This window comes from Micromonospora sp. L5, assembly GCF_000177655.2.
Classification (GTDB): Bacteria; Actinomycetota; Actinomycetes; order Mycobacteriales; family Micromonosporaceae; genus Micromonospora; species Micromonospora aurantiaca.
The window spans coordinates 5,374,379-5,399,706 of the sequence record NC_014815.1; the positions used below are offsets into that span (position 1 = coordinate 5,374,379).

Genomic DNA, 25,328 nt, shown 5'->3' on the forward strand with positions numbered 1-25,328 from the left:
CCCGCCGGATCACCGGGACAGGACGGCCAGCAGCGTGGTGAGGCCCACTCCGACGTCGAACACCGCGCACCACAGCGCGTACCCGCGCGGTACCACCGCGCCGGTGCGGTGGTACCAGCCGTCCCAGGCCGCGTGGACGAGCCAGCCCACCCCGACGAGCACCCCGGCGACGTCGGCGGACGCGATCATCGCCACGACCGCCAGGCCGCCCCACACGGCCGCCCCGGCGAGCTGCGCCGCCAGCGCGCGCCGGTCGCCCCACTGCCGCCGCCAGGTGCCGATCAGCAGGTAGCCGGCCGGCAGGACCAGCAGCGTCCACGGCGCGAAGACGCTGGGCGCGAACCACATGTCCACCGTCATGAGCAGCCCCAGCCCGGCGGGCCACCCGCGCGCCACGGCCGCGGCGACCGGGTGCCGGCGCGGCGGCGCGGCGGGCGTGTGCCGGTGCCGCAGCGCCACCAGCAGCATCGCCGGCACCATCAGCAGGTGACCGCCGAGCAGCAGCGTGTCGTCCCCGACCCACCCGGCCCACCAGGGCGGGAGCAGCAGCAGGAACGGCACGTACATGGCCGCCGACATCTCCGCGGTGGCGGCCCGGCCGTCCCCCCGGTACCACATCCACGCGGCCATGCCCGCCGCCATGTTCGTCGCCATCACCAGCGCGCCCACGTCCGGCCGCGCCAGCACCGCCGCACCCCCCAGCAGGTTCCCGCCCACCTGCCACAGCGGCCCGAGCAGCACCATCCCGGCCACCATCGCCACCACCATCCCGGCCAGGTGCCGGGTCCGCGCCCACCCGGCCCACCGCCGGGGTACGCCCACAGTCATCTCCGTCATGCCCCGACCCTGCCGCCGCCCGGCGCACCGGAGAAGACGCGTCAGTCATCGGGAAACCGTGCGGATCGCACGGTCCGGCCGTGACGTTTCTCGGGGGTGGGCGGGGCGCCGCACGCCCTAGGATCGGCGGGCATGACAGTCGATTCCGCTGACCACCGGCTGCGCCGGGCCCGGCGGGTCACCCTGCTGTCGCTGGCCACGAACGTGTGGACGACGGTGCTGCTGCCCGTCGTCGGCCTGGCCCGCGAGCCCGACCCGGTCCGCGTCGCGCTCGGCGCCGCCGGGCTGCTCGGATTCGCGGTCGCCCAGATCGCGGTGCTGCACGCCGCGGTCACGCCGTGGCTGCCCGTACCGGCCCGTCGTCGCCGGCACGCCGCGCTGATCGCGGCGGCGCTGCTCAGCCTGCCGCTGCTCGGCCCGGTCGCGGCCGGGACCTGGCCCACCTGGGCGTGGCTCGGCGCGTCCCTGGTCGGCATGACGCCGCTGCTGTTCCGGCCCGTCGTCGCGGTGGTGGCGGCGGCCGGCGTCCTCGCGGTGTCGGCCGTCGTCACCTGGTCGACGGGCGGGCCGGTGACCACGGCGCTGCTGGTCACCGGCGTGGTGGGCGCCGGGATCGCCGCGCTCACCTGGGTCCAGGTCTGGTTCTGGGACCTGCTCGTCGAGGCCCGGCAGGGGCAGGCCGCCCAGGCGCGGCTCGCCGCCGCCGAGGAACGGCTGCGCTTCGCCCGGGACGTCCACGATCTGCTCGGCCACGACCTGACGGTGATCGCGCTCAAGGCCGAGCTGGCGGAGCGGCTGGCGCCGCGCGACGCCGGCCGGGCCGCCCGGGAGGCGGCCGAGGCCCGGCGGCTGGCCGGCTCGGCGCTGACCCGGGTCCGGGCGGCGGTGCACGGCTACCGCGCCGTCGACCTGGCCGAGCAGGCCGCGGCGGTGGGGGAGGTGCTGCGCTCCAGCGGGGTCCGCACGACAGTGGTCCCGCCCGCCGGTGAGGTGCCCGCGGCGGTCGCCGCCGACCTGGCCGCCGTGCTGCGTGAGGCCGGGACGAACGTGCTGCGGCACAGCCGGGCCGGCTGGTGCCGGATCGAGATCACCCGGGAGGACGGCGTGGTGACGCTGACCGTACGCAACGACGGTGTCCGCGACGACGCCGGACCGGACCGGCTCAGCGGCGGCCTGCGCGGCCTGGCCGACCGGCTCGCCCCGGCCGGCGGACGGGTCCGGGCCGATGCCGCCGACGGCGTGTTCAGCCTGGTGGCGACGGTGCCGGTGACGCCGTGATCCGGGTACTGCTGGCCGACGACGAGGAGCTGATCCGGCTCGCCCTGGCCGCGCTGCTCGACCTGGAACCGGACATCGAGGTGGTCGCGCACGCCCGCGACGGGCGCAGCGCCCTGGACGCGGCGCTGGCCCACCGCCCCGACGTCGCCGTGCTCGACCTGGAGATGCCGCCGCCCGGAGGCGTCGAGGTCGCCGCCGAGCTGACCCGGGCGCTACCCGGCTGCGCGCCGGTGATCCTCACCGGACACGGCCGGCCCGCCCAGCTCCGGCCGGCGCTCACCGCCGGGGTACGCGGGTTCCTCGCCAAGGGCGCCCCCGGCGGCGCGCTGGCCGACGTGATCCGCCGGGTGCACTCCGGGGCGCGTTACGTCGATCCCGCGCTCGCGGCCGACGCGCTCACCCTGCCGGAGTGCCCGCTGACGCCGCGCGAGCTGGAGACGCTGCGGCTGGCCGAGCTGGGCACCCCGGTCGCGGTGATCGCCCGGCGGACCCATCTGGCCGCCGGAACGGTCCGCAACCATCTCAGCGCCTGCGTGCAGAAGCTCGGCGCCGCCGACCGGGCGGAGGCGGTACGGCGGGCGCGCGAGGCCGGCTGGCTCTGACGTACGGGGCGTCGCGGGCGGCTGACGCCGACTAGCCTGATCACGTGCGGACGGTCGAACTGCTCTGCTCTCCCGAACTGGAAGCGGCGGTTCGCGCCGCCTGGGACCGGCTCGCCGCCGCCGGGCTGCCCAGCCTGGCCCGCAACACGCACCCGACGAACCGGCCGCACCTGACGCTCGCCTCGGTCGAGGAGTTCCCGCCCGGCGTCGAGCAGCGCCTGGCCGACCTCTGCGACGCGGCGCTCCCGTTGCCGGTGCGGCTGGGCCGGGTGGCGGTGCTCGACGGCAGCGCGCCACTGGTGTGGCTGGTCCGCCCGACCCCGCAGCTCGTCGCGCTGCACGGCGCGGTCTGGGACGTGCTCGCCGAGGCGTCCGGCGGGCACTCGTGGCACCAGCCCGGCCGGTGGGTGCCACACCTGAGCCTGGCGCTGCGGTTCGGCGCGGCGGACCGGCGCCGGGCCCGGGCGGTCGCCGGGGCACACCCGCCGGCCGGGGCGTTCGTGGCGGCGCGCAGCTACGACGGCGACACCCGCACCATCAGCGAGCTGACCACCGCCTGCCCTCGTTCCGGCGGCTGAGCGGGGCCGCCCCCGGGGGAGGGGACGGCCCCGGACGTCAGCGGTGGAAGCGCAGGTAGTCGAACTCGGCGGTCACTGCTGGTGTCGCCCCGCCGTGCGCCACCAGCCCGATCCGCGGTGTCGTGTCCGCCGGGAACGTCCACACCGCGCCCCACGTCCAGTGCTTGCCGTCGCGGCTGGACCCGGCCCGGAACTCGTGCTCGCCGTTGACCGGGTCGACCCGGTGGGCCAGCCGCAGCCAGGTGGTGGTGCCGGGGGTGCCGACGATGCTGCCGCCGTACACCGGCTGACCGGCGAACGGCAGCTCGTAGCCGTACTCGACCTGACGGGTGTTCCAGATGGCCACCTGGGTCAGCCTGGCGAACCGGTCGTCGTCGACGTACGCGACCAGGCCCGCCTGCTGGTAGTTGCGCACGCTGTCCTCGCCCAGGTCGAGCGTCACCTTGGTCTCGGCGACGTAGTTCCCGGCCGGGGCGTCGCGCAGCAGCACCCCTGCGGTGTTGCCGGTCCCGGACAGGTCGGCGTCCTGCACCGGCCAGCGCAGCGCGCCGCCGGACACGGTGGCGGCCGGGTCCTGGCGTACCCACCGCCACGCCGGGTCGAGCCCGCCGGTGAACTCGTCGGAGTAGCCGCGCAGCACCGGTCCGACCCGCTGGTCGGGGACGGTGTGCCGCGCCGGACGGTACAGCCGGACGGCGCTGACGTTGTCGAACTCGGCCGGGCCGCCCTCGGCGCGCACTGACAGCTCACCGGCGCCGGGGCGGGGCAGCCGCAGCGACACCCGGGCGACCGGGTCGCCGAGGCGGGACGGGCTGAGCGTGGCGACGAGCTGCCGCCCGCGTACCTCGATGGCGAGATTGTGGCGGTCGCCCAGGTCGAGGCCGGCGGGCAGCACGGTGGTCGCGGCGCCCGCACTCAGCCGGCCGTGCCCGACGCGGACGTCCACGCCACCCAGCCGCAGCCCGGCGGTGGCCGCGCCGGTCAGCCGCAGGTCGGTCTCCGCGCGCAGGTCACCGCCGATCCGGGTACGCGAGGTGAGCGTGCCGCTGCCGGTCAGCACCCCGTCGGCGGCCTGCCAGCGGCCGTGCCCGGCCCGCCAGCCGCGCAGGTCGGCGGTGGCGAAGCGGGCGTCGACCGGGCCGGTGGTGACGGGCGCGGGCCGGGCGGTGTCGGAGGGGCCGGCGCCCGCGTTCACAGTGGGCCATCCGTCGATCCAGTCGAGCCGGTCGAGCAGCATGGGCCGCTCGTTGACGCCGAACGGCTCGTCCAGGTACGGGTCGGCGCGGTCGATCGCGTGGTAGGCGATCCAGTCCTGCCCGGACAGGTCGGTGAGCACCGCGTTGTGCCCGGTGCCGATCCAGCGGTTGCCGTTCTGGGTGAGCACCGGTGTGCCGCCGGCCCGGGAGACGTCGAGGCGCTGCCCGTCGCGGTCGGTGAACGGGCCGCGCGGGTCACGGGACCGGCCGACCTGGACGGAGTAGCCGGTGGCCGGCCCGGCGCAGCAGTTCGCGGTGGACGCGAACAGGTAGTACCAGCCGTCGCGGCGCAGCACGTACGCGCCCTCGAACTTGTTGTCGATAGCGACGGGCGTGGGCGTGCCGACCGCGCGCAGCCCGTCCGGGGACAGCTCGGTGACCGAGATGCCGCCGTAGTAGCTGCCGTAGTAGAGCCAGTGGCGGCCGTCGGCGCCGGTGAGCTGGCTGGGGTCGATCGTCCACAGGTAACCGCCGCCGGCGCCCGGTCGCGGCGCGACCACTGGTGTGTCGGCGAACGTCCACGGCCCGGCCGGGCTCGGCGCGGTGGCCACACCGACCGCGGTGTCGAACGTGTCGTCGGAGACGCCTGTGTCGGTGACCGTCACGTACATCACCCACCGGCCGGCCACCCGCCGCACGTCCGGCGCCCAGAACGCGGCGCCGGGAGCGGCGTAGGCGGGCCGCTGGTCCGGGGCGAACGCGTCGCCGGCGTAGGTCCAGTCGACCAGGTCGGCGGAGCGGGCGATCGGCACGCGATGCGTGCGGCCCTCGCCCTCGCGCAGCGGGTCGGAGGTGCCGAAGGCGTACCAGAGTCCGTCGTCGCCGCGCACCACGACCGGGTCGGCGAAGGTGTCGGCGAACCCGGCGGAGACCGGGTTGCGGTAGCGGTCGGGCCCGGCGGCGGACGCGGGGGCCGCGCCGGCGAGCAGAAGCGTGAGTACGGCGGCGAGCGCGCCACCGCGGCGGAGGTGTCCCATCGGGCCTGCCCTCGGGGATAGACGGAGGTGCGGTGCCACCGTTTCTACAACGTTGGAGAGAGTGCTGTAAAGAACCCCCTGACCGTTCGGCGCGGCCCGAACCGTGCCCGTGTCAGCATGGGCCGATGACCACCGGTGCCGACGGCCGCGGACTCGCCGGGTTCGCCGCGCTGCTCGCCGACCCCACCCGGGCCGGCTTCTGCCTGGCCCTGCTCGACGGCCGCGCCTGGACCGCCGGAGAGCTGGCCCGCGCCGCCGGGGTCGCCGCGTCCACCGCGAGTGACCACCTCACCCGGCTGGTCGCCGGTGGCCTGCTCGTCGAGCAGCGGCAGGGCCGCCACCGGTACGTCCGCCTCGCCGACCCGGGCGTCGCCCAGCTCGTCGAGGATCTGGCCGCGCGGGCGCCCGCACCGGCGACCCCGCCCCGCACGTTGCGCGCCGCGTCGGCCGGCGCCGCCCTGGCGTACGCCCGCACCTGCTACGACCACCTGGCCGGGCGGCTCGGCGTGCTGCTGCACGACGCCCTGCTCGACCGAGGCGTACTCGACCGCACCGGCGGCCTCGCGCTGACCGGGGCTGGCATGACCTGGCTGGACCGTCTCGGCGTACCCGTCGAACCGCTGCGCGCCACCCGGCGACCCCTGGTCCGCGACTGCCTGGACTGGACCGAACGGCGCCCGCACCTGGCCGGCGCGGTCGGGGCGGCGCTGTGCGGGCGCTTCCTCGACCTCGGCTGGACCGCGCGCGGCACCGGCCGGGCGGTACGGCTCACCGCCACCGGGCGGGACGCGCTGGCCGAGACGCTCGCCGTCGACCCGGCGCTGCTGGCCCCGCCCGCCTCCCGCGACACCGGCCCGGCGCGCGCCTGACCCGCCCGTGCCCCGCGGCACCCGTCCCGCCCGCGCCGGGCCGCCGGATGTGCCCGGCCGGATCGTTCGGTTCGGACCGAACTGTCGGCGCCCTACGGTCGGACGATGGATTCACCGACGATCACGGCTGCTCCGGGCACACCGCCCTGCGGGCCGCCGACCTCGGACGACGGCGGCTGGGTGGTCACCCGGTACGCGGACGTCGTCTCCGTCCTGACTGATCCCCGCTGCGTGGTGCCGCCCGCCGAGCAGGCGCCGGAGGGCGGCCTGGCATGGCTGCGCGCCTCGGTGAGCCGGTTCAGTCCGCCGGACCGGCATGCCGCGCGGCGAGCCGTCGGGGTGGCGGCGCTCGACGCCCTCGACCCGCGGGAACTGCGTGTGGCCGCGGAACGGCTCACCGGGCGGATCCTCGACCGCGCCGCGACCGGGGACAACGGCGGTGACCGGGTGGACGTGACCGGTGACCTGGCTCGGCGCGTACCCCTCGTGGTGCTGGCGGAGCGGCTCGGCCTGGCCGACCCGGCGGCGGCCGTCGCGGAGGTGACGGCGGTGGCCGCCGCCTACCAGCCGGGCGCCGAACCGGCGGCGGTGCGGCGGGCGGACCGGGCGGTGGCGGCGCTGCTGGCCATGTCGCCGCCCGCTCCGGCCGAGGTGACAGCGAACCGGCTCGGGCTGCTGGTGCAGGCCGCCGACGCCACCGCCGGGCTGATCGTGGCCGCCGTCCGGCACGGGCTCGCCGCGCCGGACGGGCTCGGGACCGACGCGCTGCTCGCCGAGGTGCTGCGCCTCGACCCGCCGGTACGGGTCACCCGCCGGGTCGCCGCCGACCCGCTGAGCCTGGGCGGCCAACCGGTGCGCGCGGGGGAGCGGCTGCTGCTGCGGTTCGACGCCGCCAACCGCGACCCGGCGGCCTTCCCGGAGCCGGACCGCTTCCGCGCCAGCCGGGCGAACGCCGCGCTGACGTTCGGCGCCGGTCCCCGCGGCTGCCCCGGGCAGCGGCACGCGCTCGCCCTGGCCGCTGGCGTGGTCGGCGTGCTGCGCCGCCGCTGCCGTCCCGCCCGCCCGACTCCTGACGTTCCGACGACCCGACTCGAGGTGATCCTGCGATGACCGACCGGTACCGCGCATTCCGTGACCTGCACCGGCGCGGCGAACCGCTGCTCCTGCCGAACGCCTGGGACCACGCCTCCGCCGCGGCGCTCGCCGCCCGGGGACATCAGGCGATCGGCACGACGAGCCTGGGCGTGGCGGCGGCGGCCGGGCGGCCGGACGCGGTCCGCGCCACCCGCACCGAGACGCTGGAGCTGGCGTACCGGCTGCGGAACCTGCCGGCGCTGCTGACTGTGGACGTCGAGGACGGCTTCCACGACGACCCGGCGGAGGTGGCGCGCTTCGTCGGCGAGCTGGCCGCGCTCGGCGTGGTCGGCGTGAACGTGGAGGACGGCCGCCCGGACGGCCGCCTGGCCCCGGCGGAGCACGTCGCCGCCGTGATCGCGGCGGTCCGCGCCGCCGTACCGCAGATCTTCGTCAACGCCCGCACCGACGCGTGGTGGCTGGGCGTGCCGTCGCCGCTGGACGAGGCGCGGCGGCGGGCGGCGCTGTTCCGGGACGCCGGGGCCGACTGCCTGTTCGTGCCGGGCGCGCCCGACGAACTGGTCGGTGTGCTCGCCGCCGAGGCGGGGTTGCCGCTCAACGTGCTGTACCGGCCGGGCGGCCCGGACCTGGCCGCCCTCGGACGGCTCGGCGTGGCCCGGGTCAGCACCGGCTCACTGCTGTTCCGGGCCGCCCTCGGAACGGCGCTGCACCTGACCGACGCGATCGGCGCCGGGCGCGACGCGGGCCTGCCGGCACCGCCCACGTACGAGGAGGTGCAGGCGCTGGTGCCACCGTCCGCCACCTGATCGGGCGCATCGGGGGAGATGGGACGATTGCCGCCCTCTCGGCTCATTACGGTGTGTGCAGGCCCAATCACGCCGTGTCCTGACCGAGAGGGGACGGAGACCATGCGAGTGCCCAGCCGCAGCCCCGGTCGCCAGCCCGGTCCCGCCGTCACGTCCACCGCTCCCGCCCGGCGGGTGCCCGCCGGTGGCCGGCGCGCCGGCACCGAGCCGGACCTGTCCGCGTACCGGGCGGCGGTGGCGGAACTCCTGGTCGAGGTGGGCGCGCTCGCCGACGCGCCGTCCACCACCGCCCGCCAGGTGCTGCTCGACCAGCGGCTGCGCGAACCGGCCATCGCCGCCGTCCTCGACGCCACGCCGCAGGGCCTGATCGGCGCCCGGGAGACGCTGCTGCTGGAGATGGCCCGCTACCAGCCCAACGCGCGCAGCTCGGCGCAGGACCTCACCGCGCTGGTCCGCATCTACCTGCTCTCCCGCGTCGACGTGCTCTGGTGGCGGGACAGCCCGACGTTCCTCACCGACGACCAGGTCCGCACCAGCACCGAACTGGTCGACCTGGAGTGGCTGCGCCGCCGCGGCCTGATCGAGTTCCGCTACCAGGAACAGCCCGCCACAGTGGTGGGACGCGGGCTGCGGGCGGTGCGGCGACGGCTGCGCCCGGACGCCACCCCGCGTACCGCCGGGCTGCTGTTCCGCCGGGCCCGCCGCGAGATGATCGCGTTCCTCAACGACCTGGCCCGGGAGTTCACGGCCGTCGCGCCGGACGGCACGCCGCCGCTCTGGGTGACCAGCCTGGCCCGCAGCGCTGAGCACCAGTACCGGCTGCGCCGCCTCGGGTACGCCGCGATGGTGCCCAGCGGGCACTGCCTCGGCTGGGCCGCCGACGTCGAACTGGAGTGGTACGACCGCTTCGGCGCCCGCCCGGCGCTCGCCGGGCTGCTGCTGGCCCGCCAGGACGCCGGCGAGGTGAACGTGGTCGACGAGGGACAGGCCTGGCACGTGTGTCTCGCCCCGGCCGCCCGTCGCCGGTACCGGCGGGCGTACGAGTCCGAGATGGGGGTGTGACCCGGTGTGCGGCATCGCGCTGGGCATCGGCCCCGAGGCGGATCCGGCCACCTTCCGGCGGATGCTCGCCGCGCTCGCGCCGCGCGGTGAGGTCACCGAGACCCGGCAGGAGAACGGCCTGCTCGCCGGCGTACGGCGGCTGAGGATCGTGGACCGGGAACGGTCCGTCCAGCCGTGGATGTCGCCGGACGAGCGGCACCTGCTCTGCTTCAACGGCGAGATCTTCAACCACCACGAGCTGCGCGCCGAGCTGACCCGGCTGGGCCACCGGTTCATCACCGCGGGCGACACCGAGGTGGTGCTCACCGCGTTCCGCCAGTGGGGCGAGAACGCGGTCCGCCGGCTGCGCGGCGAGTACGCGTTCGTGATCGTCGAGCGCGACACCGGCCGGACGTACCTGGCCCGCGACCCGCTCGGCGTCAAGCCGCTCTACTGGTCCCGCCTGCCCGGCTGCCTGCACCTCGCCTCCGAGGTCAAGGCGCTGGTCGGACACGGCGCGCCGATCGGCGAGGTGGCGCCCGGGCACCACGGCTGGGTCGAGCCCGGCCGCCCGGTCCGGGTCGGTCCGCACGTCGACCTGCTCACCCTCGGCGACGGCCTGCCGGTGATCGACGACCCGGACGAGGCGGCCCTGCTGGTCCGCGTCGCGCTCACCGACGCCATGCGCGCCCGGCTGGACACCGACCTCACCGTCGGCGTGGTGCTCTCCGGCGGTCTGGACAGCTCACTGGCGCTGCTGCACGCCCGGGAACTGCACCCGGACTGCGTGGCGGTCACCATCGGCGTGCCGGAGAGCCCGGACGTCGCGTACGCCCGGCGGCTCGCCGCCGACCTCGGCGTACCGCACGAGGTGATCGAGCTGCGGCCCCGCGACATCCGGCTCGCCGACGTCCGCGAGGCGATCCGGGTCTCCGAGCTGACCGAGTACGGCGACATCATCAACGCGGTCGTCTCGGTGCCGATCTTCCGGCGGCTGCGCGAGCTGGGCGTCCGGGTGGTGCTCACCGGCGACGGCTCGGACGAGCTGTTCGGCGGGTACCCGATGTACCACCGGGTCGGCCCGGAGCGGTCCCGTCGCCTGTTCCTCCACAAGATCCGCAATCTGTGCCGGACCGAGCTGCAACGGGTGGACCGGGCCAGCATGGCGCACGGCGTGGAGGCCAGGGTGCCGTTCCTCGACCTCAGCGTCGTCGAGCTGGCCATGCGGCTGCCGCTGGACGTCAAACTGCGCGACGGGCAGGAGAAGTGGATCGTCCGGCGGGCCTTCGCGGACGTGCTGCCCTCCTACGTCCGGCAGCGGCCGAAGAACCCGATGTCGTACTCGTCCGGGCTGCACGAGCGGGCCCGCCTCTACAAGCCGCTGTTCGCCCGGCTGCACCGCTCCTTCGGCTACGACCTTCTGGAACCGGTCCGCCGGGACTTCGACAGCGTGCTCACCCGCTGCGGCAACGACCTCGACCGGGCCATCGCCGAGGGCATCGCCCGGCCCGACTACACGGTGCTGGAACACGCCCGGGACCTGGTCGGCGCGGCCCGCTGGAACGCCGCCCCGATGGTCCGCCGGCTGGTCAACCCGCGCCGCACCCGAGGCGACGAGGCGCCCCTGCCCGGGTGAGCCCGGTCAGCGTCGCAGGTCCACGTCGGCGGCCACCCCGGAGACCGGGTCCATGCAGTGCACAGTCGGGCCCGGACGCAACCGAGCGTCCGAGGCGTACCGCCGGGCCAGCTCCCGCCCGGCGGCGGCGTCGCCGCGGTCGGCTGCCACCAGCAGCGCGGCGACCTCGTCGACGAGCGTGAGGTCGGCACCGGTCAGATCCTCGGTCATCGCACCGAACCCGTCCCAGAGCAGCACCTCGTCCTTGTGCCGGTGGGCCAGCTCCAGCAGCACGTAGTCGTGGACGAGCCAGTCGCCCCGGATCGGCAGCGACGGGTCCACGCCGTAGGTGCCGGGGTCGATCCGGCCCGCCCGGTACGCCAGCCACACCCGGGCCGCCGACTCGAAGTGCCCCGCCTCCGGGTCGATGTCGTAGCCGTCGAACGGCCGGTCGACGGCCGGGTCCAGCTCCGGGTCGGACCAGACCCAGCGTTCGCCGTCCCACCACTCCGCGAGCACGTGGTCGTGGTGCCAGTCCGGGGAGAAGTAGCTCACGAACCCGATCCGGCTGCGGGCCGGGATCCCGTGCTGGCGCAGCGCCGCGACGGTGAGCAGCGTGTGGTCCCGGCAGCAGCCGGCGACCCGCTCGACGGCCGGGCGTTCGGCGGTCAGCGGCAGCGGGAACCGGGACTGGTCGGCGTCGAGGATGCGGTCCAGCCAGCGCAGGTTCACCTCGGCCCGGCGGACGTCCGGCAGCTCCACGCCACCGGCGCGGTAGTGGACGATCACGTTGCGGGCGGTCGCCGCGACGGTGGGCAGGTCGGCGGGAACGGCGTCGAGCAGCGCCGCGTGGTGGCGGGGATCGCTGTACGGGGAGTGGGTCCGGTAGTCGTCGACGTCCATCCGGTCATTGTCGGCGCCGGATGCGGCCCGCGGGTGCCCGCTCGGCGCGCATTTTCGCGGTACCCGAACGCCAGGTCCGATCACCGCCAGCGCCGCGGTCCGGGCCGCGCCAGGCTGGGACCGTGACGACCACCGGTACCGCGTTCCGGATCCGCCCACTGCCCGCCGGGACGCTCGCCGAGCTGCGTCGCACCGGCCGCGACGCCACCGGGCAGCCGCCCGAGCACCGGCGCGCCACCGGCGGCGAGCCGCTGCGCTGCTGCCTGCGCGACGCCCGGCCGGAGGAGGAGCTGCTGTTGTTCGGGTACGCCCCGCCGCTGCCGCCGGGCCCGTACCGGGAGGTGGGGCCGGTGTTCGCACACGCCGCCGTCTGCGCCGGCCCGGACGACGTGACGGCGTACCCGTCGCAGTGGCGCGGACCGGGGGCAGGTGCTGCGCGCGTACGACAGCCGGGGCCGCATCGTGGGCGGACGGCGACACGACGGCGGCGACCCGGAGGCGGTGATCGCGGAGCTGTTCGCCGACCCGGCGGTGGACCAGCTGCACAGCCGCAACGTGGTGTACGGCTGCTGGATGTTCGCGATCGTGCGGAGTTGACCGAGTCCCGGATGGACATCGGCGGACGCCTCTTCTAGCGTCGCAGTCATGCGGAGGACCCTCATCGCCGGCGGGCTCGCGCTGCTCCTGCTCGCCACGGCCTGCGGGGAGAGCCGCCGGCCCGGCCCACCGGCCGCGGCCGGCTCACCGACCGCGTCCCGGCAGGACCCGGCGCAGGTCGAGCGGACCCTGGCCAGCCTCCGCAAGATCGACGACCTGCCGATGTACGAGATGACGTACGACGGCGACTACGACCCGACCGCCGGGCTGGCCGGGTCCACGCCGCCGAGCCCGTTCGGCTGCTCGCTGTTCGCCGCGCTGGCCGACCGGGACCGGCCGCTGTTCGCCCGCAACTTCGACTGGGAGCCGAACCCCGCGCTGGTGCTGCGCACCGACCCGCCGGACGGGTACGCCTCGATCTCCCTCGTCGACATCTCCTACCTGGGCGTGTCCGCCGACCCGACCGGGGACCGGCGGCTGCTGGACGCGCCGCTGCTGCCGTTCGACGGCATGAACGAGCGGGGTCTCGCGGTCGGGCTGGCCGCCGACGACGGGGCCCGCGCCGAGCCGGTGCCCGGCCTGCCGAAGGTCGGCTCGGTGCGCATCCTGCGCCTGGTGCTCGACTCGGCCGCCACTGTGGACGAGGCGGTCGCCGTGTTCCGGCGCTACAACCTCGACTTCGACGGCGGGCCGCCGCTGCACTACCTGCTGGCCGACGCGACGGGCGCGTCCGCCGTGGTGGAGTTCGTCGACGGGAAGCTCACCGTGGACTGGCGGCAGGGCCCGTGGCAGGCGCTGACGAACGTGCCCGCGGTCGGCGTGCCGGACCGGGAACTGCGCCAGGACCACAGGTACGGGGTGCTGGCGAAGGAACTCGACCGTACCGGCGGGGTGGTGGACGCGGCCGGTGCGCTGCGGCTGCTGAACGCGGTACGCCAGTCGCACACCCGCTGGTCGGTGACGTACGGGCTGCGCAGCGGCGAGGTGCGGGTGGTCACGGCGGGCGGCGGCACCCGCGACTACCGGCTGCCGATGAGCGACTGACCACGGCTGCGGCGCCGCGCCCCCTCAGACGATCGGCTGTCGATACCTGGCGGCGAGCGTGGGCAGGTCCGGCTCGCCGAACCGCTCGACGAGTGCCGCGAACCGGTCGACCTTGTCCGGGCCGAAGCGCCGCACGGCGACCGCGTAGGAGGCGGCGGAGACGAACGCCGGTGGCGTGGTCTTGCTGTGGAACTTGTCGGCGTACATCACGAGGTGTTCCTCGGCGGTGACGGCCGTGTAGTCGGCGGCCGGGATCGGCAGGCCCTGCCGGCGCACGTCCGCCCGGGTGATCCCGACGCCGGTGTGACGGGAGCAGAACCGGGCGATCATCTCGGGCAGCCCTGCCTCCCGTGCCAGCGCGTGGCCCAGCACGCCGTGCCGTACGTAGTTCCGCTCGTCGAGCCGCCCGGCCTCGTCGTAGAGGCGGTAGACCCCGATGTCGTGCAGCAGGCTGCCGGCCCGCACGAGGGCGGCGTCCGCGTCCGCACCGCTGCTGTCGAGCAGTTGTCCGGCGATGTCGCACACGATCCGGCAGTGCGTCCAGACGAGGTGCAACACCTCCCGGGACGGCGCGAGCCGTTCGTGCAGAGCCCGGATCCGGGCGTCGCTCGGCACCGCCGTCCGGTCGTCGATCGTCACCGGCATGTGTCCGTTCCCGTCCCGGGACAGCACCGGGCCCGGCGCCCCCGTGCGGGGAACGCCGGGCCCGGCCACGGTCAGCGGGTCACCAGCTCAGGTAACCGGCCTGCGTCTGCACGTTCAGCTCGGGCACCAGCAGGAACTGCGCCAGCCAGGTACGCGGGTCACGCAGCTCCAGCACGTCCAGTCCCTTCTGGATGTCGCTGGAGTAGATGTGGCCGTTGTACCAGTAGGCCGACCAGGACCCGCCGGTACGCAGCTGCGAGGCGTCCAGCGGCCCGCGCTCCCAGTAGGCGATCTCCTTGGGCTTGCGCGAGTCGGTGAAGTCCCACACCGAGATGCCGCCCTGGTACCACGCCTGGACCATGATGTCGCGGCCGGGCACCGGGATCAGCGAGCCGTTGTGGGCCACGCAGTTCTCCGTGTCCGCGTTGACGCGGGGGATCTTGTAGTAGCTGCGGAACTCCAGCTTGCGGGCGTCACCGCGGCCGGTGATGTCGTAGATGGCGTCCGCGCCGCGGTTCGGGCCGACCACCTCGTTGCAGGTGGCCGCGCCGCCGCCGCCCAGCTCGTCGGTGAAGACGACCTTGGTGCCGGCGTTGTTGAACGTGGCCGAGTGCCAGAACGCGAAGTTCTCCGCGTCGGTGACCCGCTCGATCACCCGGGGCGCCTCGCGGTTCTTGATGTCCAGCAGGACGCCGTCACCCATGCAGGCGCCCGCGGCCAGGTCCTTCGACGGGTACGCGGTGATGTCGTGGCAGCCGGTGGTGGCCGACGACTGGCCCGGGATACCCGGGTAGCCGCCGTCCGGGAAGAGGTTCGGCGTGGCGACCACGGAGGCCGTGGTGGGGTTCTTCACCGGCACCTTGACGATGGAGATGGAGTCGTGCGGCGGCTGGCAGTCCGGGAACTCGGCCCGCGGGCTGTACGAGGAGACGTACAGGTAGACGTTCCGCTTGTCCTTGCCGGGCACCAGCGTGTGGGTGTGCGAGCCGCACGCCGTCTCGACCGACTTGATGTAGCGCGGGTTGCGCTTGTCCCGGATGTCGAAGATCTTGATGCCCTCCCAGGACTCCTTCACCGACGCCGGCTGGCTGGTGCTGGCGCAGGAGTCGTCGCTGCGGGAGGAGTCGGTCGACAGGAACAGCAGGTTGCCGTGGACCGAGATGTCGTTCTGTGAGCCGGGGCAGAGCACCTGGGACACGATTGCCGGGCGGCTCGGGCGGGAGACGTCGTAGACGACGAACCCGTCGTAGTTGCCGACGAACGCGTACCGCCCCTGGAAGGCGATGTCGGTGCCGAGGGCGGCCGTGGTGTCGAACGGCGCCTGCTTCGGCAGGTTCGCCACCTGGCGCAGGTTGGGGCTGCTGGAGATCTCGTCGACACCGGGGACGGCGTTGTCCACGGTGGCCGGCGCGGCCTGGGCGCGGGGGATCTCCTGGGCGCTGCTCGGCGGCGCGGTGACGACGCCGGCGAGCAGCAGGCCGGCGGCGGCCAGGCTGACGATCCGGATACGAGACGTGCGGATGTTGATCATCGGCAACACCCTTCGAAAGGGGGTCATGATTCGCCACACCTTACCTATTGGAGACGGCCATCAATGTGATCTGGATCACACTGGGGAACTTTCGTCTATGGATAGGATCGCTGTCACCTTGACCGGAGGAGGCGTCGTATGACCAGCCGGCAGGCGCGCGTGTGGGTGGGCGTCACAGCACTGGTGACCCTCGTGGTGGTCGGGGCGCTCGCGCTGACCGGGCGCGAGGACGCCCGTACCCCGGAGGCGGCCGGAACCGCCGCGGCGGCCGCGCCGAGCGCGAGCGCCGCCGGGTCGGCGCCACCCGTGGTGGTCCCGGGACGCCCGGGGGAGCCCGCCGCGACCCGCCCCGCCGAGCAGGTCCGGGGCGCCACCACGCCGCGGTGGAACAGCCTCGACGTCTGGTACGTCCGGATGATGATCCCGCACCACGAACAGGCCCTGGAGATGGCATCCCTCGCGCCCGAGCGCGCCGCCGACGCGCGGATCCGCGCCGTGGCCGAGCGGATCCGCGCCGCACAGGGCCCGGAGGTCGGCCTGCTGCGCGCCTGGCTCAGTACCCGCGACCTGCCCGCCGACGTGCCCGGGCACGACCACGGCAGCATGCGCGGGATGCAGTCCGCCGAGGCGATGCGGCGGCTCGCCGACGCGCGCGGCGCGGCGTTCGACCGGCTGTTCGTGCAGATGATGTCCGACCACCACCGGGGCGCCATCGTCATGTCCACCGACCTGCTGAAGGTCGGCGCCGACCAGCCGATGCAGGAGTTCGCCACCGCGGTCGCGGTCGAGCAGTCCGCCGAGATCACCCGCATGCAGGCCCTCCTGACCCCCTGACCCGCCCTCACCCCACCCCACCCGCCCCTCACCCCGTCGATCATGAAGTTGGCTGCGACAAATCGGACAGCATCCGCCGCCAACTTCATGATCGACGGGGACGGGCCGGGGACGGGTCGGGGACGGGCCGGGGGCGGCGGGGGGGCGGGCCTAGGCTGGGGGATCGTGAACCGCCTGATCCTCGGTCGTCCGCTGCGCGGCGTCGCGTTCGACGCCGCCGTCTGCGGGCTCGTCGTGTTCTTCGTGCTGTCCGGGTACTTCGCCGGGCTGACCGGGCTCGCGGCGTCCGCGGTCGGCCTGGCGATGGCGGCGGTGCTGTTCTTCCGGCGTACCCACCCGTCGGCGGTGGGCGTCCTGGTGGCCGCGCTCGCGCTGGTCCAGGTGATCGCCGGCTGGGGTCCGTTCAGCTACGACGTCGCCGTGCTGATCGCCCTGTACAGCGTGGTCAAGTACGCCGACCGGCTCCGCGACGGCATCGTCGCCGGGGTCGTCGCCGCGATCGGCGGGGTGCTCGCCGCGCTCCAGTCGCCCGGCACCGGGCCCTGGTGGATGGGCGCGTTCTTCTACGCCCTGATCGTCGGCGCGGTCTGGCTGGCCGGGCTGAACCTGCGGACCCGCCGGCTCTACGTGGTCAGCCTGGAGGAGCGTGCCGCCACGCTGGAGCGGGAACGGGAGGCGGAGGCGCGCGCCGCCGTCGCCGAGGAACGCACCCGCATCGCCCGTGAGCTGCACGACGTGGTCGCCCACAGCATGGCCGTGATGATCGTGCAGGCGGACGGGGTGCGGTTCACGCTCGACCGGGATCCGGCCACCGCCCGGGAGGCGGCCAAGGTGGTCGCGGACACCGGCCGGGCGGCGCTGGAGGAGATGCGGCGGCTGGTCGGCGTACTCCGGGAACCCGACCGCCCGGAGCCGCTGCCGGCGGCGGGCGAGCCGGCCGCCGAGCCGGCGCACCGCCGACCCGCGCTGGTGGAACTGCCCGCGTTGCTCGACCGGTTCCGTGCCGCCGGGCTGCGGATCGCCTGCGGCGGCGCCGGCACCCCGCGGGCGCTGCCGCCCGGCCTGGAGCTGACCGTCTACCGGGTGGTCCAGGAGAGCCTGACCAACGCGCTCAAGCACGCGGGCGTCGGCGCGTCGGTGGAGCTGACGCTGGACTGGGCCGCGGACGCCGTCGTGGTCCGGGCGGTGGACGACGGCGGCGGCGCTCCGGTGGTCCGGCCGGCGCCGTCCGGCGGGCACGGCCTGGTCGGCATGCGGGAACGGGTCGGGGTGTACGACGGCAGCCTCGCCGCCGGCCCCACACTCGCCGGTGGCTGGCGGGTGCAGGCGCGGCTGCCACTGCCCGCGGCGGCCGGCATCGAGGAAGGGAGCGCGGCGGCGTGACCGTGCGGGTGATGATCGTCGACGACCAGGCGCTGGTGCGGGCCGGGTTCCGGATGGTGCTCGGCTCCCAGCCGGACCTGGAGGTGGTCGGCGAGGCCATCGACGGCGCGGACGCGCTGCGGGTGCTGGACCGGGTCGAGGCCGACGTGGTGGTGATGGACCTGCGGATGCCCACCATGGACGGGGTGGAGGCGACCCGGCGGATCTGCGCCGGTTCGGCCGGCGGCGGCCCGCGCGTGCTGGTGCTCACCACGTTCGACACCGAGGCCGACGCGTTCGCCGCGCTGCGCGCCGGGGCGAGCGGGTTCCTGCTCAAGAACGTGCCGCCGGAGGAGCTCATGGCCGCGATCCGGGTGGTGGCACAGGGCGACTCGGTGGTGGCCCCGTCGATCACCCGGCGGCTGCTCGACCGGTTCGCCGGGCAGCTCGGCCCCGCGCCGACGGCGGACCCGCGGCTGGCCCAGCTCACCGACCGGGAGCGCGAGGTGCTGCTGCTGGTGGCGCAGGGGCTCTCCAACGCCGAGATCGCCGCCCGGGTGCACGTCGCGGAGGCGACCGTGAAGACCCACGTGGGCCGCATCCTGGCCAAGCTCCAGCTCCGCGACCGGGTCCAGGCGGTGGTCCTGGCGTACGAGAGCGGCCTGGTCACGCCCGGCGGCTGACCGGCCGTACGTCCCAGGTCGTACGGGTTTGCCCGGTGGGGGACGACCGTGGTCGCACCGAGGTCGAGCGCGCAGGTGGAGATCAACTGACCGGTGCCGGACCTAGCGTCGGAACTGTCCCAAAGACCGTGTCCGACAGGAGCACCACCGTGTCCGCACCACCGACCACAGGCGTCGCCCTCGCCGCCCGCGCACTGCGCAAGGAGTACGGCGTGGGGCAGTCCCGCGTCGTCGCGCTCGACGGCGTCGACCTCGACCTGGCCGCCGCCCGGTTCACCGCCGTCATGGGCCCGTCCGGCTCCGGCAAGTCCACGCTGCTGCACTGCCTCGCCGGCCTCGACCGGCCGACCGCCGGGGCGGTCCACATCGGTGACGCCGACCTGACGCGCCTGGACGACCGGCGGCTCACCCGGCTGCGCCGGGACCGGATCGGTTTCGTCTTCCAGAAGTTCAACCTGCTGCCCACGCTCACCGCCGAGGAGAACATCGTCCTCCCGCTGGCGATCGCCGGCCGCCGGCCGGACGCGACGTGGCTGCGTCAGGTGGTCGCCGCGGTGGGCCTGACCGACCGCCTCGGGCACCGTCCGGCCGAGTTGTCCGGCGGGCAGCAGCAGCGCGTCGCGGTGGCCCGCGCCCTGATCAACCGGCCGTGGGTGATCTTCGCCGACGAGCCGACCGGCAACCTCGACTCGCGCTCCGGCGCGGAGGTGCTGCGGCTGCTGCGCGAGGCGGTGGACACGCTCGGCCAGACCGTCGTCATGGTCACCCACGACCCGGCCGCCGCCGCGCACGCCGACCGGGTGGTCTTCCTCGCCGACGGCCGGCTGGTCGACGAGCTGCACGAGCCGACAGTCGGTGACGTCCGGGACGCGCTCAGCCGGCTCGACCCGGCCGTGGCGCCGGCGGGGCGGTGAGCGTGATGCTGCGCCTGACCCTGCGCCAGGTCCGCGCCGACGGCCTGCGCCTGCTGCTGTCCTCGCTGGCGATCGTGCTCGGCGTCGCGTTCGTCGCCGGCACGCTGATGTTCGTCGACGGCATGCGCGCCGGGGCGTACGAGCGGGCCGGTGAGTTCGACAGACACACCGACCTGGCCGCGTACGCCGGGACCGAACCGCTGCCCCCGGCGCTCGTGGACCGGGTACGCGCCGTCGACGGGGTGGCCGCCGCCGCGGGCGAGCTCACCGGCTCCGCCGGCGTGGTCGGCACCGACGGCCGTCCCGTGCTCGGGTACGCGGTGCTCGCCGCGATCCCCACCGAGGCGGACCTCCAGTCCTACGACGTGGTGGCCGGGCGGCTGCCGCAGCGCCCCGGCGAGGTGGTGCTGGACGACGGGACCGTCGCCGAGCAGCGCTTCACACTGGGCGGACCGGTGTCGATCGGCGGGCGGGACGGCGCGGCCCGCCCGTACACCCTGGTCGGCACCGTCGACGTGGACGGCAGCTCCCGCGACGTCGGCGGCCCGTACATCGGGCTGACCGGCCCGGACGCGCTCACCGTCAGCGGCGAGAAGGGCTACGGCCGGATCATGGTGGCGGCGCGGCCCGGTGCCGACGCGGCGGCGCTGGCCGACCGGATCCGCGCCGTGGTGGGGCCGGACGTGACGGTCCGGGACCGGGACGCCGTCCTCGACGCGGCAGTCGACGACGCGGTACGCGACCTGCGGCAGTTCGGGATGCTGCTGGGCACGTTCGCGGCGGTCGCCGTGGTGGTGGCCGGCTTCGTGATCGCCAACACCTTCGCCATCGTGCTCGCCCAGCGCTCCCGGCGTACCGCGCTGCTGCGCCTGGTCGGCGCCACCCGGGGGCAGATCTACCGGGCCACGCTGTCCGAGGCGGCGGTGACCGGCCTGCTCGCCTCCGTGGTCGGAGTGCTGGCCGGCGCGGCGGTGGCCGGCGGCCTCGGCCTCCTGCTCGCCGGCACCGGCGTGCCGCTGGGCAGCGGGCTCACGCTGACCCCGCGTACGCTGCTGGTCTCGCTGGGGCTGGGGACGCTGCTCACGGTGGCGTCGGCCGCGCTGCCGGCCTGGCAGGGCACCCGGGTCGCCCCGGTGGCGGCGCTCACCGACGCGGCGGTCGACCCGGTCCGCCCGGCCGGTCGGATCCGGCTGGCGGTCGGCGTGCTGGCGCTCGCCGCCGGTGTGGCGGCGCTGGCCGGCGCCGGCGCCACCGGCCAGGTGGTGCTGGTCGCGGCGGGCGGGCTGCTGGCCTTCGGCGGCATCGTGGCGTTCGGCCCGGTGCTGGTGCCGGCGCTGGTACGGGTGCTCGGCGGGCCGTTCCGTGCGGCGTTCGGCGCCACCGGCGGGCTGGCGGTGTCGAACGCGGTGCGTAACCCGCGCCGGGTCGCCGCCACCGCGACGGCCATGGTGATCGGCATCGGGCTGGTCTCGGCCTTCGTGGTCGGCGCGGCGAGTGTCAAGTCCGGCATCGAACGCGCGGTGGACGCCCGGATCGGCGTGGACTTCCTCGTCACCGGCATCGGCGGTGACCTGCCGGCCACGGTCGCCGGCGAACTGGCCGCCCGCCCGGAGCTGGGCGTGGTGCACGAGCAGCGCAGCCGGGTGGTCGGCGACATGCAGCTGCGCGCCGCGCATCCGGCGCTGGTCCGGCGGACGCTGTCCGCCGTGGACGCCGGTGACCCGGCGGATCTGGGGCCGGGAGCGGTGCTGGTGCACCGCGAACTGGCCGCCGCCCGGGGCTGGACGGCCGGCTCCACGATCACGCTCGCCGGGCGGCCGTTCCGGATCGCCGCGGTGGTGGCCGACGAGGAGCCGGTCCTGGCCGGCAGCCCGGTGCCCGCCGGGCATCTGGTGGACGTGCTGGACGCCGACTTCACCGCCATGTTCCCGGCCGAGCGCGGCTACCTGGCCGAGGTGGACCCGGCCGCCGGGGTGAGCGTCGACGCGGCCCGGGCCGCCGTCGAGTCGGTGCTGGCCCGCTACCCGACGGTGAACGTGATGGACCAGGCCGCGTACAAGAAGATGCTCACCGGCACCGTCGACCTGGTGCTGGGGTTCGTCACCGCGCTGCTCGGCCTGGCCGTGGTGATCTCGCTGGTCGGGGTCGCCAACACGCTCAGCCTGTCCGTGGTGGAACGCACCCGGGAGACGGCGGTGCTGCGTGCGGTCGGACTGAGCCGGGCCGGGATGCGGGGCGTGCTCGCGGTCGAGGCGGTGCTCACCGCGCTCGTCGGCACGCTGCTCGGCATCGCGCTCGGCACCGGGACGGCGGCCGGGGCGACGGCTGTGGTCGCCCGCATCGGCGGTGACTTCACGCTGGTGCTGCCCTGGGGACGGATCGGGCTGATCGTCGCCGTGGCGGTGGTGGCCGCGCTGCTCGCCTCGGTCCTGCCGGCCCGCCGCGCCCTGTCCCGGCCGGTCGTGGCGTCGCTCGGCGCGGACTGACCGCCCGGTCCCGGACACGCACGAGCCGGCTCCGCCGTGGGCGGGGCCGGCTCGTGGATGCCGTGGGTCAGGGCTGGGTGACCGGCTGCCCGCCGGTGTCCCCGCCGCCGGTGCCTTCGGTCGGCGGAGTGCTCGGTGGGGTCGTTGTCGGCGTGACCGGTTCCGTCGTCGTCGGGGCGCTCGGCGGCGTGCTGCTCGGCTCGTCCGTCGGGGCCGGCTCGTCGGTCACGCTCGGCTGCGCCGACGGGGTCGGGGAGGAGCTCGGCGTCACCGAGGGTGTGGCCGACGGCCGGCCACCCGGACCGACCGGGCGGTAGGTGTACTCGTCGTCGGCCGACGGCTCGTCGGCGACCGGCTCCGCGGCCGGATCGCTCGGCGCCACCGCGGGCGCCGTCTTGTCGATCTTCGTGGCCGGTTCGGCCGTGTCGTTCGCGGCGGCCACGAGCGCGCCCAGCGCGCCCATCGCCACCAGCACCGCGCCCAGCGCACCGACGAGCGTGCCGCGCCGGCCCCGCCGCCGCGACGTCGCCACCGCGGCACCCGGGCGGACCGCCGGCTGGTCGTCCCGCGACCGCGCCTGGCCCGCCGCACCGCGCAGCGCCACCGTCGCGGTCGGCGAGTCGGTACGCGCGGCCCGGGCCGCGTCGGCCATCGCCGCCGCGCTCGGGTAGCGGTCGGCCGGATCCTTGGCCAGCGCCCGCGACACCAGCTCCCGCACCGACGCCGGGATCTCCGCCGGCAGCTCCGGCGGCTCGTCGTCGAGATGGCGTACGGCCACCTGGAGCGGGTTGTCGCCGGTGAACGGCGGGCTGCCGGTGAGGCAGCAGTACGCGACGGCGCCGAGCGCGTACACGTCGGTGGCGCCCGAGACGGGCCGCCCGGCGGCCTGCTCCGGCGCCATGTAGAGGGCGGTGCCGGGCACCGCGTTCGTGCTGGTGATGCTCGTGACGTTGGTCGAGCGGGCCACCCCGAAGTCGACCAGGACCACGGTGCCGTCGTCCTGCACGAGCAGGTTGCTCGGCTTCACGTCCCGGTGGACGATGCCCCGGCCGTGCGCCGCGTGCAGGGCCTGCGCCACCTGGGCCACGATCGACATGGTCTCGGCGACCTCGAGGCACCCGGCGGTCTCGATCCGCCGCGACAGCGGCTCACCGGCGACGAACTCCATCACCAGGTAGTCGGCCCGGCCGCCGCTGGGCAGGTCGTCCTCACCGCAGTCGAAGACCTGCACCACGCCGGGGTGGCGCAGGGAGGCCATGATCCGGGCCTCGGAACGGAACCGGGCGATGAAGTCGGGGTCGGACACCAGGGCGGGAAGCAGGACCTTCACCGCGACCGGGCGACCGAGGACAAGGTCTGTGGCACGCCAGACGTCGCCCATGCCGCCGGTGGCGACACGGTCATCAAGGCGGTACCGACCGCTGAGTACGACGTCTGAGGACAGCACCCCCATACCGTACCCACAGCAGGCCTGAAGTATTTCCCGCGATATCGGCGGCCGGTCCGGCCGGCCGTTCGGCCGGGTGTCCGGCACCCGGGACGCCGATCGGCTGATCGTGATCGACCCGGTACGATCGGCCAGAAAGTGACGCGCCCCCGCGCTCCCGGCCCGCCGTACCGGCGGGGGTCCGATCCGGGGAGCGTCACGCCCGCCGTCGGTGTTACCCCGACACGCCGGTGGCGCAGGTAGACATTTCTCTCTGTTTCTCCGCCGTGCGGAGGCTTGCCGACGCATCCCGCCCGCCCCGGCGTCGGCCCGACTCCCGGCCGCCCCCGGACGCCGGTACGGTATGTCCCGCCGACGCCCGTGCCGCGCGCGGCAGTTTCCACGGCGCACCGCACCCTCGTGCGGGTGCCCGATCAGCTCACCGGGGGGCCGAGTGCGGATGGCGGTGTGGTCACTGGCACCCGTTGACGCCCGGCTCCGGGCCGTCATCCGGGTGGGGCGGCGCGCGTGACGGCCGAACTGAACGAGGCGGTCGCCGGGGCGCAGGCGGGCGACGAGGAGGCGTTCCGGTTCCTCTACCGCAGCCTGCAGCCCGCGCTGCTGCGTTACCTGACCGCGCTCGTCGGCGCGGACGCCGAGGACGTGGCCTCGGAGGCGTGGCTCCAGATCTCGCGCGACCTGCCGTCGTTCACCGGTGGCGAGTTCCGCGCCTGGGTGGTCACGATCGCCCGCAACCGGGCCATGGACCACCTGCGCCGGCAGCGGCGGCGTCCCTCCGTGCCGGTGCCCGTGCAGGCGCTCAACGACCTGGCCGCCGACGTCGACACCGCCGACCGGGCCGGTGAGGCCATCGCCACCGAGAGCGCGCTGGCGCTGATCCGTACGCTGCCACCGGCCGAGGCCGAGGCGGTGATGCTGCGGGCCGTCATCGGCCTGGACGCGGAGACCGCCGGGCGGGTGCTGGGCCGGCGGGCCGGCGCGGTCCGTACCGCCGCGCACCGGGGCCTGCGCCGGCTGGCCGCGATGCTGGAGCGCTCGGCGGCGCAGGCCGCGCCGGACGACACCCGGGACGCCGTCGCGCCGCGTCCCCGTACCGACCGCCAGGTGCCGCACGCGCCCGAGGCCGAGCCGGCGGAGGGCTGACGTGAGGGGAGACGACGGCATGCACGCTCGCCGGTCCGGCGGGCCCGCCGACCGGGCGGAGTCCGACCGCCTGCTCGACGCCGCGCGCGCCGGCACGCCGCCGGAGGCCGACGCCGACCCGCTGAGCCGGCTGCTGTCCGCCGCCGCCGGACCGGCGGCCCCCGGCGAGGTCGCCGGGGAGGAGCGGGCGCTCGCCGCCTTCCGGGCGGCCCGCGCCGGGACCGAACCGGCGCCGGTGGCCGCGCCGCGCCCGCGCCGGCGCCTGCGGATCGCCGCCGCGCTGTCCGGGCTGGCCGCCACCGCCGTCGCCGGGGTGGCGTTCGCCGCCGTACGCCTGGACAGCAACCCCGAGCCGGTGCTCCCGCCCGCGACGACAGCCGGACCCACCGGCCCCGCCGTCACCGGGCCGTCGCGGCCGGCACCGAGCACCCCCGCCGGCGACGCGTCCGGAGCGGCGTCGCCACCGGCGCCGACGCCGGTGCCCTCCGGTACGCCGAGCGCCAAGGCCCGGCCGTCCGCACCCCCGGCCGGCGGGGCGAGCATGGCCGGCCACTGCCGTGCCTACCTGGCCAAGTCGGAGCGGCAGCGGGAGAAGGCGCTCACCAAGCCGGGCTTCGCCGACCTGGTGGCCGCCGCGGGCGGCCCCGAGCAGGTGGAGAGCTACTGCCGGAACCTGGTCGGCGCTCCGGCGGACGACCCGCACGACGACCCGGAGCCCGAGCGCCCGGGTCCGCGGACGGACGACTGACCGCCACCGCGCAATCAGATTCCGGACAAAAATTCAT

At 75.6% G+C, this 25,328-nt stretch carries 23 protein-coding genes and 1 pseudogene; 18 read left to right on the plus strand and 6 right to left on the minus strand.

The window, feature by feature from the left end:
• Nucleotides 1-9: 9 nt before the first annotated feature.
• The gene (locus tag ML5_RS24690; RefSeq protein WP_013476605.1) at nucleotides 10-837 is read right to left on the minus strand and encodes a hypothetical protein; all 828 of its coding nucleotides are present in this window, start codon (nucleotides 835-837) and stop codon (nucleotides 10-12) included.
• A 132-nt stretch (nucleotides 838-969) separates the two neighbouring features.
• Here ML5_RS24690 and ML5_RS24695 point away from each other — a divergent pair, with 132 nt between their 5' ends.
• Genes ML5_RS24695 through ML5_RS24705 form a run of 3 tightly spaced genes read left to right on the plus strand, consistent with a single transcriptional unit; the run spans nucleotide 970 to nucleotide 3,295 of the window.
• Nucleotides 970-2,115 (plus strand): sensor histidine kinase, encoded by a 1,146-nt coding sequence (locus ML5_RS24695; RefSeq protein ID WP_013286581.1) that lies wholly within the window; start codon nucleotides 970-972, stop codon nucleotides 2,113-2,115.
• Nucleotides 2,112-2,717, plus strand: a complete 606-nt coding sequence (locus ML5_RS24700) for a response regulator transcription factor (protein ID WP_013286580.1) — start codon at nucleotides 2,112-2,114, stop codon at nucleotides 2,715-2,717. Before ML5_RS24695 ends, ML5_RS24700 begins: the two co-directional genes overlap by 4 nt.
• 44 nt (nucleotides 2,718-2,761) lie before the next feature.
• Complete coding sequence (locus ML5_RS24705; protein WP_013286579.1) at nucleotides 2,762-3,295, plus strand: 2'-5' RNA ligase family protein; 534 nt, start codon at nucleotides 2,762-2,764, stop codon at nucleotides 3,293-3,295.
• A 37-nt stretch (nucleotides 3,296-3,332) separates the two neighbouring features.
• Here ML5_RS24705 and ML5_RS24710 read toward each other — a convergent pair whose 3' ends face one another.
• Nucleotides 3,333-5,528 carry a family 43 glycosylhydrolase gene (locus tag ML5_RS24710; protein ID WP_013476606.1) on the minus strand — a complete coding sequence of 732 codons (2,196 nt, stop codon included), beginning with the start codon at nucleotides 5,526-5,528 and terminating at the stop codon, nucleotides 3,333-3,335.
• A gap of 125 nt (nucleotides 5,529-5,653) precedes the next feature.
• Here ML5_RS24710 and ML5_RS24715 point away from each other — a divergent pair, with 125 nt between their 5' ends.
• The 5 genes from ML5_RS24715 (at nucleotide 5,654) to ML5_RS24735 (ending at nucleotide 10,975) form a co-directional block, all read left to right on the plus strand.
• Nucleotides 5,654-6,397 carry a helix-turn-helix transcriptional regulator gene (locus tag ML5_RS24715; RefSeq protein ID WP_013476607.1) on the plus strand — a complete coding sequence of 248 codons (744 nt, stop codon included), beginning with the start codon at nucleotides 5,654-5,656 and terminating at the stop codon, nucleotides 6,395-6,397.
• A gap of 105 nt (nucleotides 6,398-6,502) precedes the next feature.
• On the plus strand, nucleotides 6,503-7,507 hold the full coding sequence (locus tag ML5_RS24720) for a cytochrome P450 (RefSeq protein WP_236619285.1): 1,005 nt from the start codon (nucleotides 6,503-6,505) through the stop codon (nucleotides 7,505-7,507).
• On the plus strand, nucleotides 7,504-8,298 hold the full coding sequence (locus tag ML5_RS24725; protein WP_013476609.1) for an isocitrate lyase/phosphoenolpyruvate mutase family protein: 795 nt from the start codon (nucleotides 7,504-7,506) through the stop codon (nucleotides 8,296-8,298). Before ML5_RS24720 ends, ML5_RS24725 begins: the two co-directional genes overlap by 4 nt.
• A 102-nt stretch (nucleotides 8,299-8,400) precedes the next feature.
• Nucleotides 8,401-9,360, plus strand: a complete 960-nt coding sequence (locus tag ML5_RS24730) for a hypothetical protein (RefSeq protein WP_013476610.1) — start codon at nucleotides 8,401-8,403, stop codon at nucleotides 9,358-9,360.
• 4 nt (nucleotides 9,361-9,364) lie between these two features.
• A complete protein-coding gene (locus ML5_RS24735) occupies nucleotides 9,365-10,975 on the plus strand; it encodes an asparagine synthetase B (protein WP_013476611.1) in 1,611 nt (536 codons plus the stop codon).
• Nucleotides 10,976-10,981: 6 nt separating this feature from the next.
• Here ML5_RS24735 and ML5_RS24740 read toward each other — a convergent pair whose 3' ends face one another.
• Nucleotides 10,982-11,857 (minus strand): transglutaminase domain-containing protein, encoded by an 876-nt coding sequence (locus ML5_RS24740; protein ID WP_013476612.1) that lies wholly within the window; start codon nucleotides 11,855-11,857, stop codon nucleotides 10,982-10,984.
• Between the two features lie 20 nt (nucleotides 11,858-11,877).
• Between ML5_RS24740 and ML5_RS33125 the strand changes: the two are divergent.
• From ML5_RS33125 to ML5_RS24750, 3 genes and pseudogenes are all read left to right on the plus strand, one after another.
• Nucleotides 11,878-12,213, plus strand: a pseudogene (locus ML5_RS33125) (DUF1203 domain-containing protein); the annotation flags it as partial.
• Nucleotides 12,214-12,286: 73 nt separating this feature from the next.
• Entirely contained in the window at nucleotides 12,287-12,454 is a 168-nt protein-coding gene (locus tag ML5_RS33130; protein ID WP_255348687.1) for a DUF1203 domain-containing protein, read from the plus strand.
• Between the two features lie 48 nt (nucleotides 12,455-12,502).
• Nucleotides 12,503-13,498: a carcinine hydrolase/isopenicillin-N N-acyltransferase family protein gene (locus tag ML5_RS24750; RefSeq protein ID WP_013476613.1), complete on the plus strand. Its 996-nt coding sequence runs from the start codon at nucleotides 12,503-12,505 to the stop codon at nucleotides 13,496-13,498.
• A 24-nt stretch (nucleotides 13,499-13,522) separates the two neighbouring features.
• Here the strand turns inward: ML5_RS24750 and ML5_RS24755 are convergent, their stop codons facing one another.
• Both ML5_RS24755 and ML5_RS24760 read right to left on the minus strand, forming a co-directional pair.
• Nucleotides 13,523-14,143, minus strand: coding sequence for an HD domain-containing protein (locus ML5_RS24755; protein ID WP_013476614.1), 621 nt, complete (start codon nucleotides 14,141-14,143; stop codon nucleotides 13,523-13,525).
• Between the two features lie 79 nt (nucleotides 14,144-14,222).
• Entirely contained in the window at nucleotides 14,223-15,674 is a 1,452-nt protein-coding gene (locus ML5_RS24760; protein WP_013286568.1) for an LVIVD repeat-containing protein, read from the minus strand.
• Between the two features lie 138 nt (nucleotides 15,675-15,812).
• On the opposite strand from ML5_RS24760, the gene ML5_RS24765 reads away from it, so the two are divergent.
• The 5 genes from ML5_RS24765 to ML5_RS24785 all read left to right on the plus strand — a co-directional run bounded on the left by ML5_RS24765 (nucleotide 15,813) and on the right by ML5_RS24785 (nucleotide 21,953).
• Nucleotides 15,813-16,508 carry a DUF305 domain-containing protein gene (locus ML5_RS24765; protein WP_013476615.1) on the plus strand — a complete coding sequence of 232 codons (696 nt, stop codon included), beginning with the start codon at nucleotides 15,813-15,815 and terminating at the stop codon, nucleotides 16,506-16,508.
• 165 nt (nucleotides 16,509-16,673) lie between these two features.
• Nucleotides 16,674-17,891 (plus strand): sensor histidine kinase, encoded by a 1,218-nt coding sequence (locus tag ML5_RS24770; RefSeq protein ID WP_091327424.1) that lies wholly within the window; start codon nucleotides 16,674-16,676, stop codon nucleotides 17,889-17,891.
• Nucleotides 17,888-18,553: a response regulator transcription factor gene (locus tag ML5_RS24775; RefSeq protein WP_013476617.1), complete on the plus strand. Its 666-nt coding sequence runs from the start codon at nucleotides 17,888-17,890 to the stop codon at nucleotides 18,551-18,553. The genes ML5_RS24770 and ML5_RS24775 overlap by 4 nt, the downstream gene beginning before the upstream one ends.
• A gap of 149 nt (nucleotides 18,554-18,702) precedes the next feature.
• A complete protein-coding gene (locus ML5_RS24780) occupies nucleotides 18,703-19,467 on the plus strand; it encodes an ABC transporter ATP-binding protein (RefSeq protein WP_013476618.1) in 765 nt (254 codons plus the stop codon).
• A gap of 5 nt (nucleotides 19,468-19,472) precedes the next feature.
• Nucleotides 19,473-21,953, plus strand: a complete 2,481-nt coding sequence (locus ML5_RS24785; RefSeq protein WP_013476619.1) for an ABC transporter permease — start codon at nucleotides 19,473-19,475, stop codon at nucleotides 21,951-21,953.
• A 67-nt stretch (nucleotides 21,954-22,020) separates the two neighbouring features.
• On the opposite strand, the gene ML5_RS24790 is transcribed toward ML5_RS24785, so the two are convergent.
• Entirely contained in the window at nucleotides 22,021-23,406 is a 1,386-nt protein-coding gene (locus ML5_RS24790; RefSeq protein WP_013476620.1) for a serine/threonine-protein kinase, read from the minus strand.
• A 501-nt stretch (nucleotides 23,407-23,907) separates the two neighbouring features.
• On the opposite strand from ML5_RS24790, the gene ML5_RS24795 reads away from it, so the two are divergent.
• Together ML5_RS24795 and ML5_RS24800 are read left to right on the plus strand one after the other, a co-directional pair.
• Complete coding sequence (locus ML5_RS24795; protein WP_013476621.1) at nucleotides 23,908-24,543, plus strand: RNA polymerase sigma factor; 636 nt, start codon at nucleotides 23,908-23,910, stop codon at nucleotides 24,541-24,543.
• A gap of 1 nt (nucleotide 24,544) precedes the next feature.
• The gene (locus ML5_RS24800; protein ID WP_013476622.1) at nucleotides 24,545-25,291 is read left to right on the plus strand and encodes a hypothetical protein; all 747 of its coding nucleotides are present in this window, start codon (nucleotides 24,545-24,547) and stop codon (nucleotides 25,289-25,291) included.
• Nucleotides 25,292-25,328 lie beyond the last annotated feature (37 nt).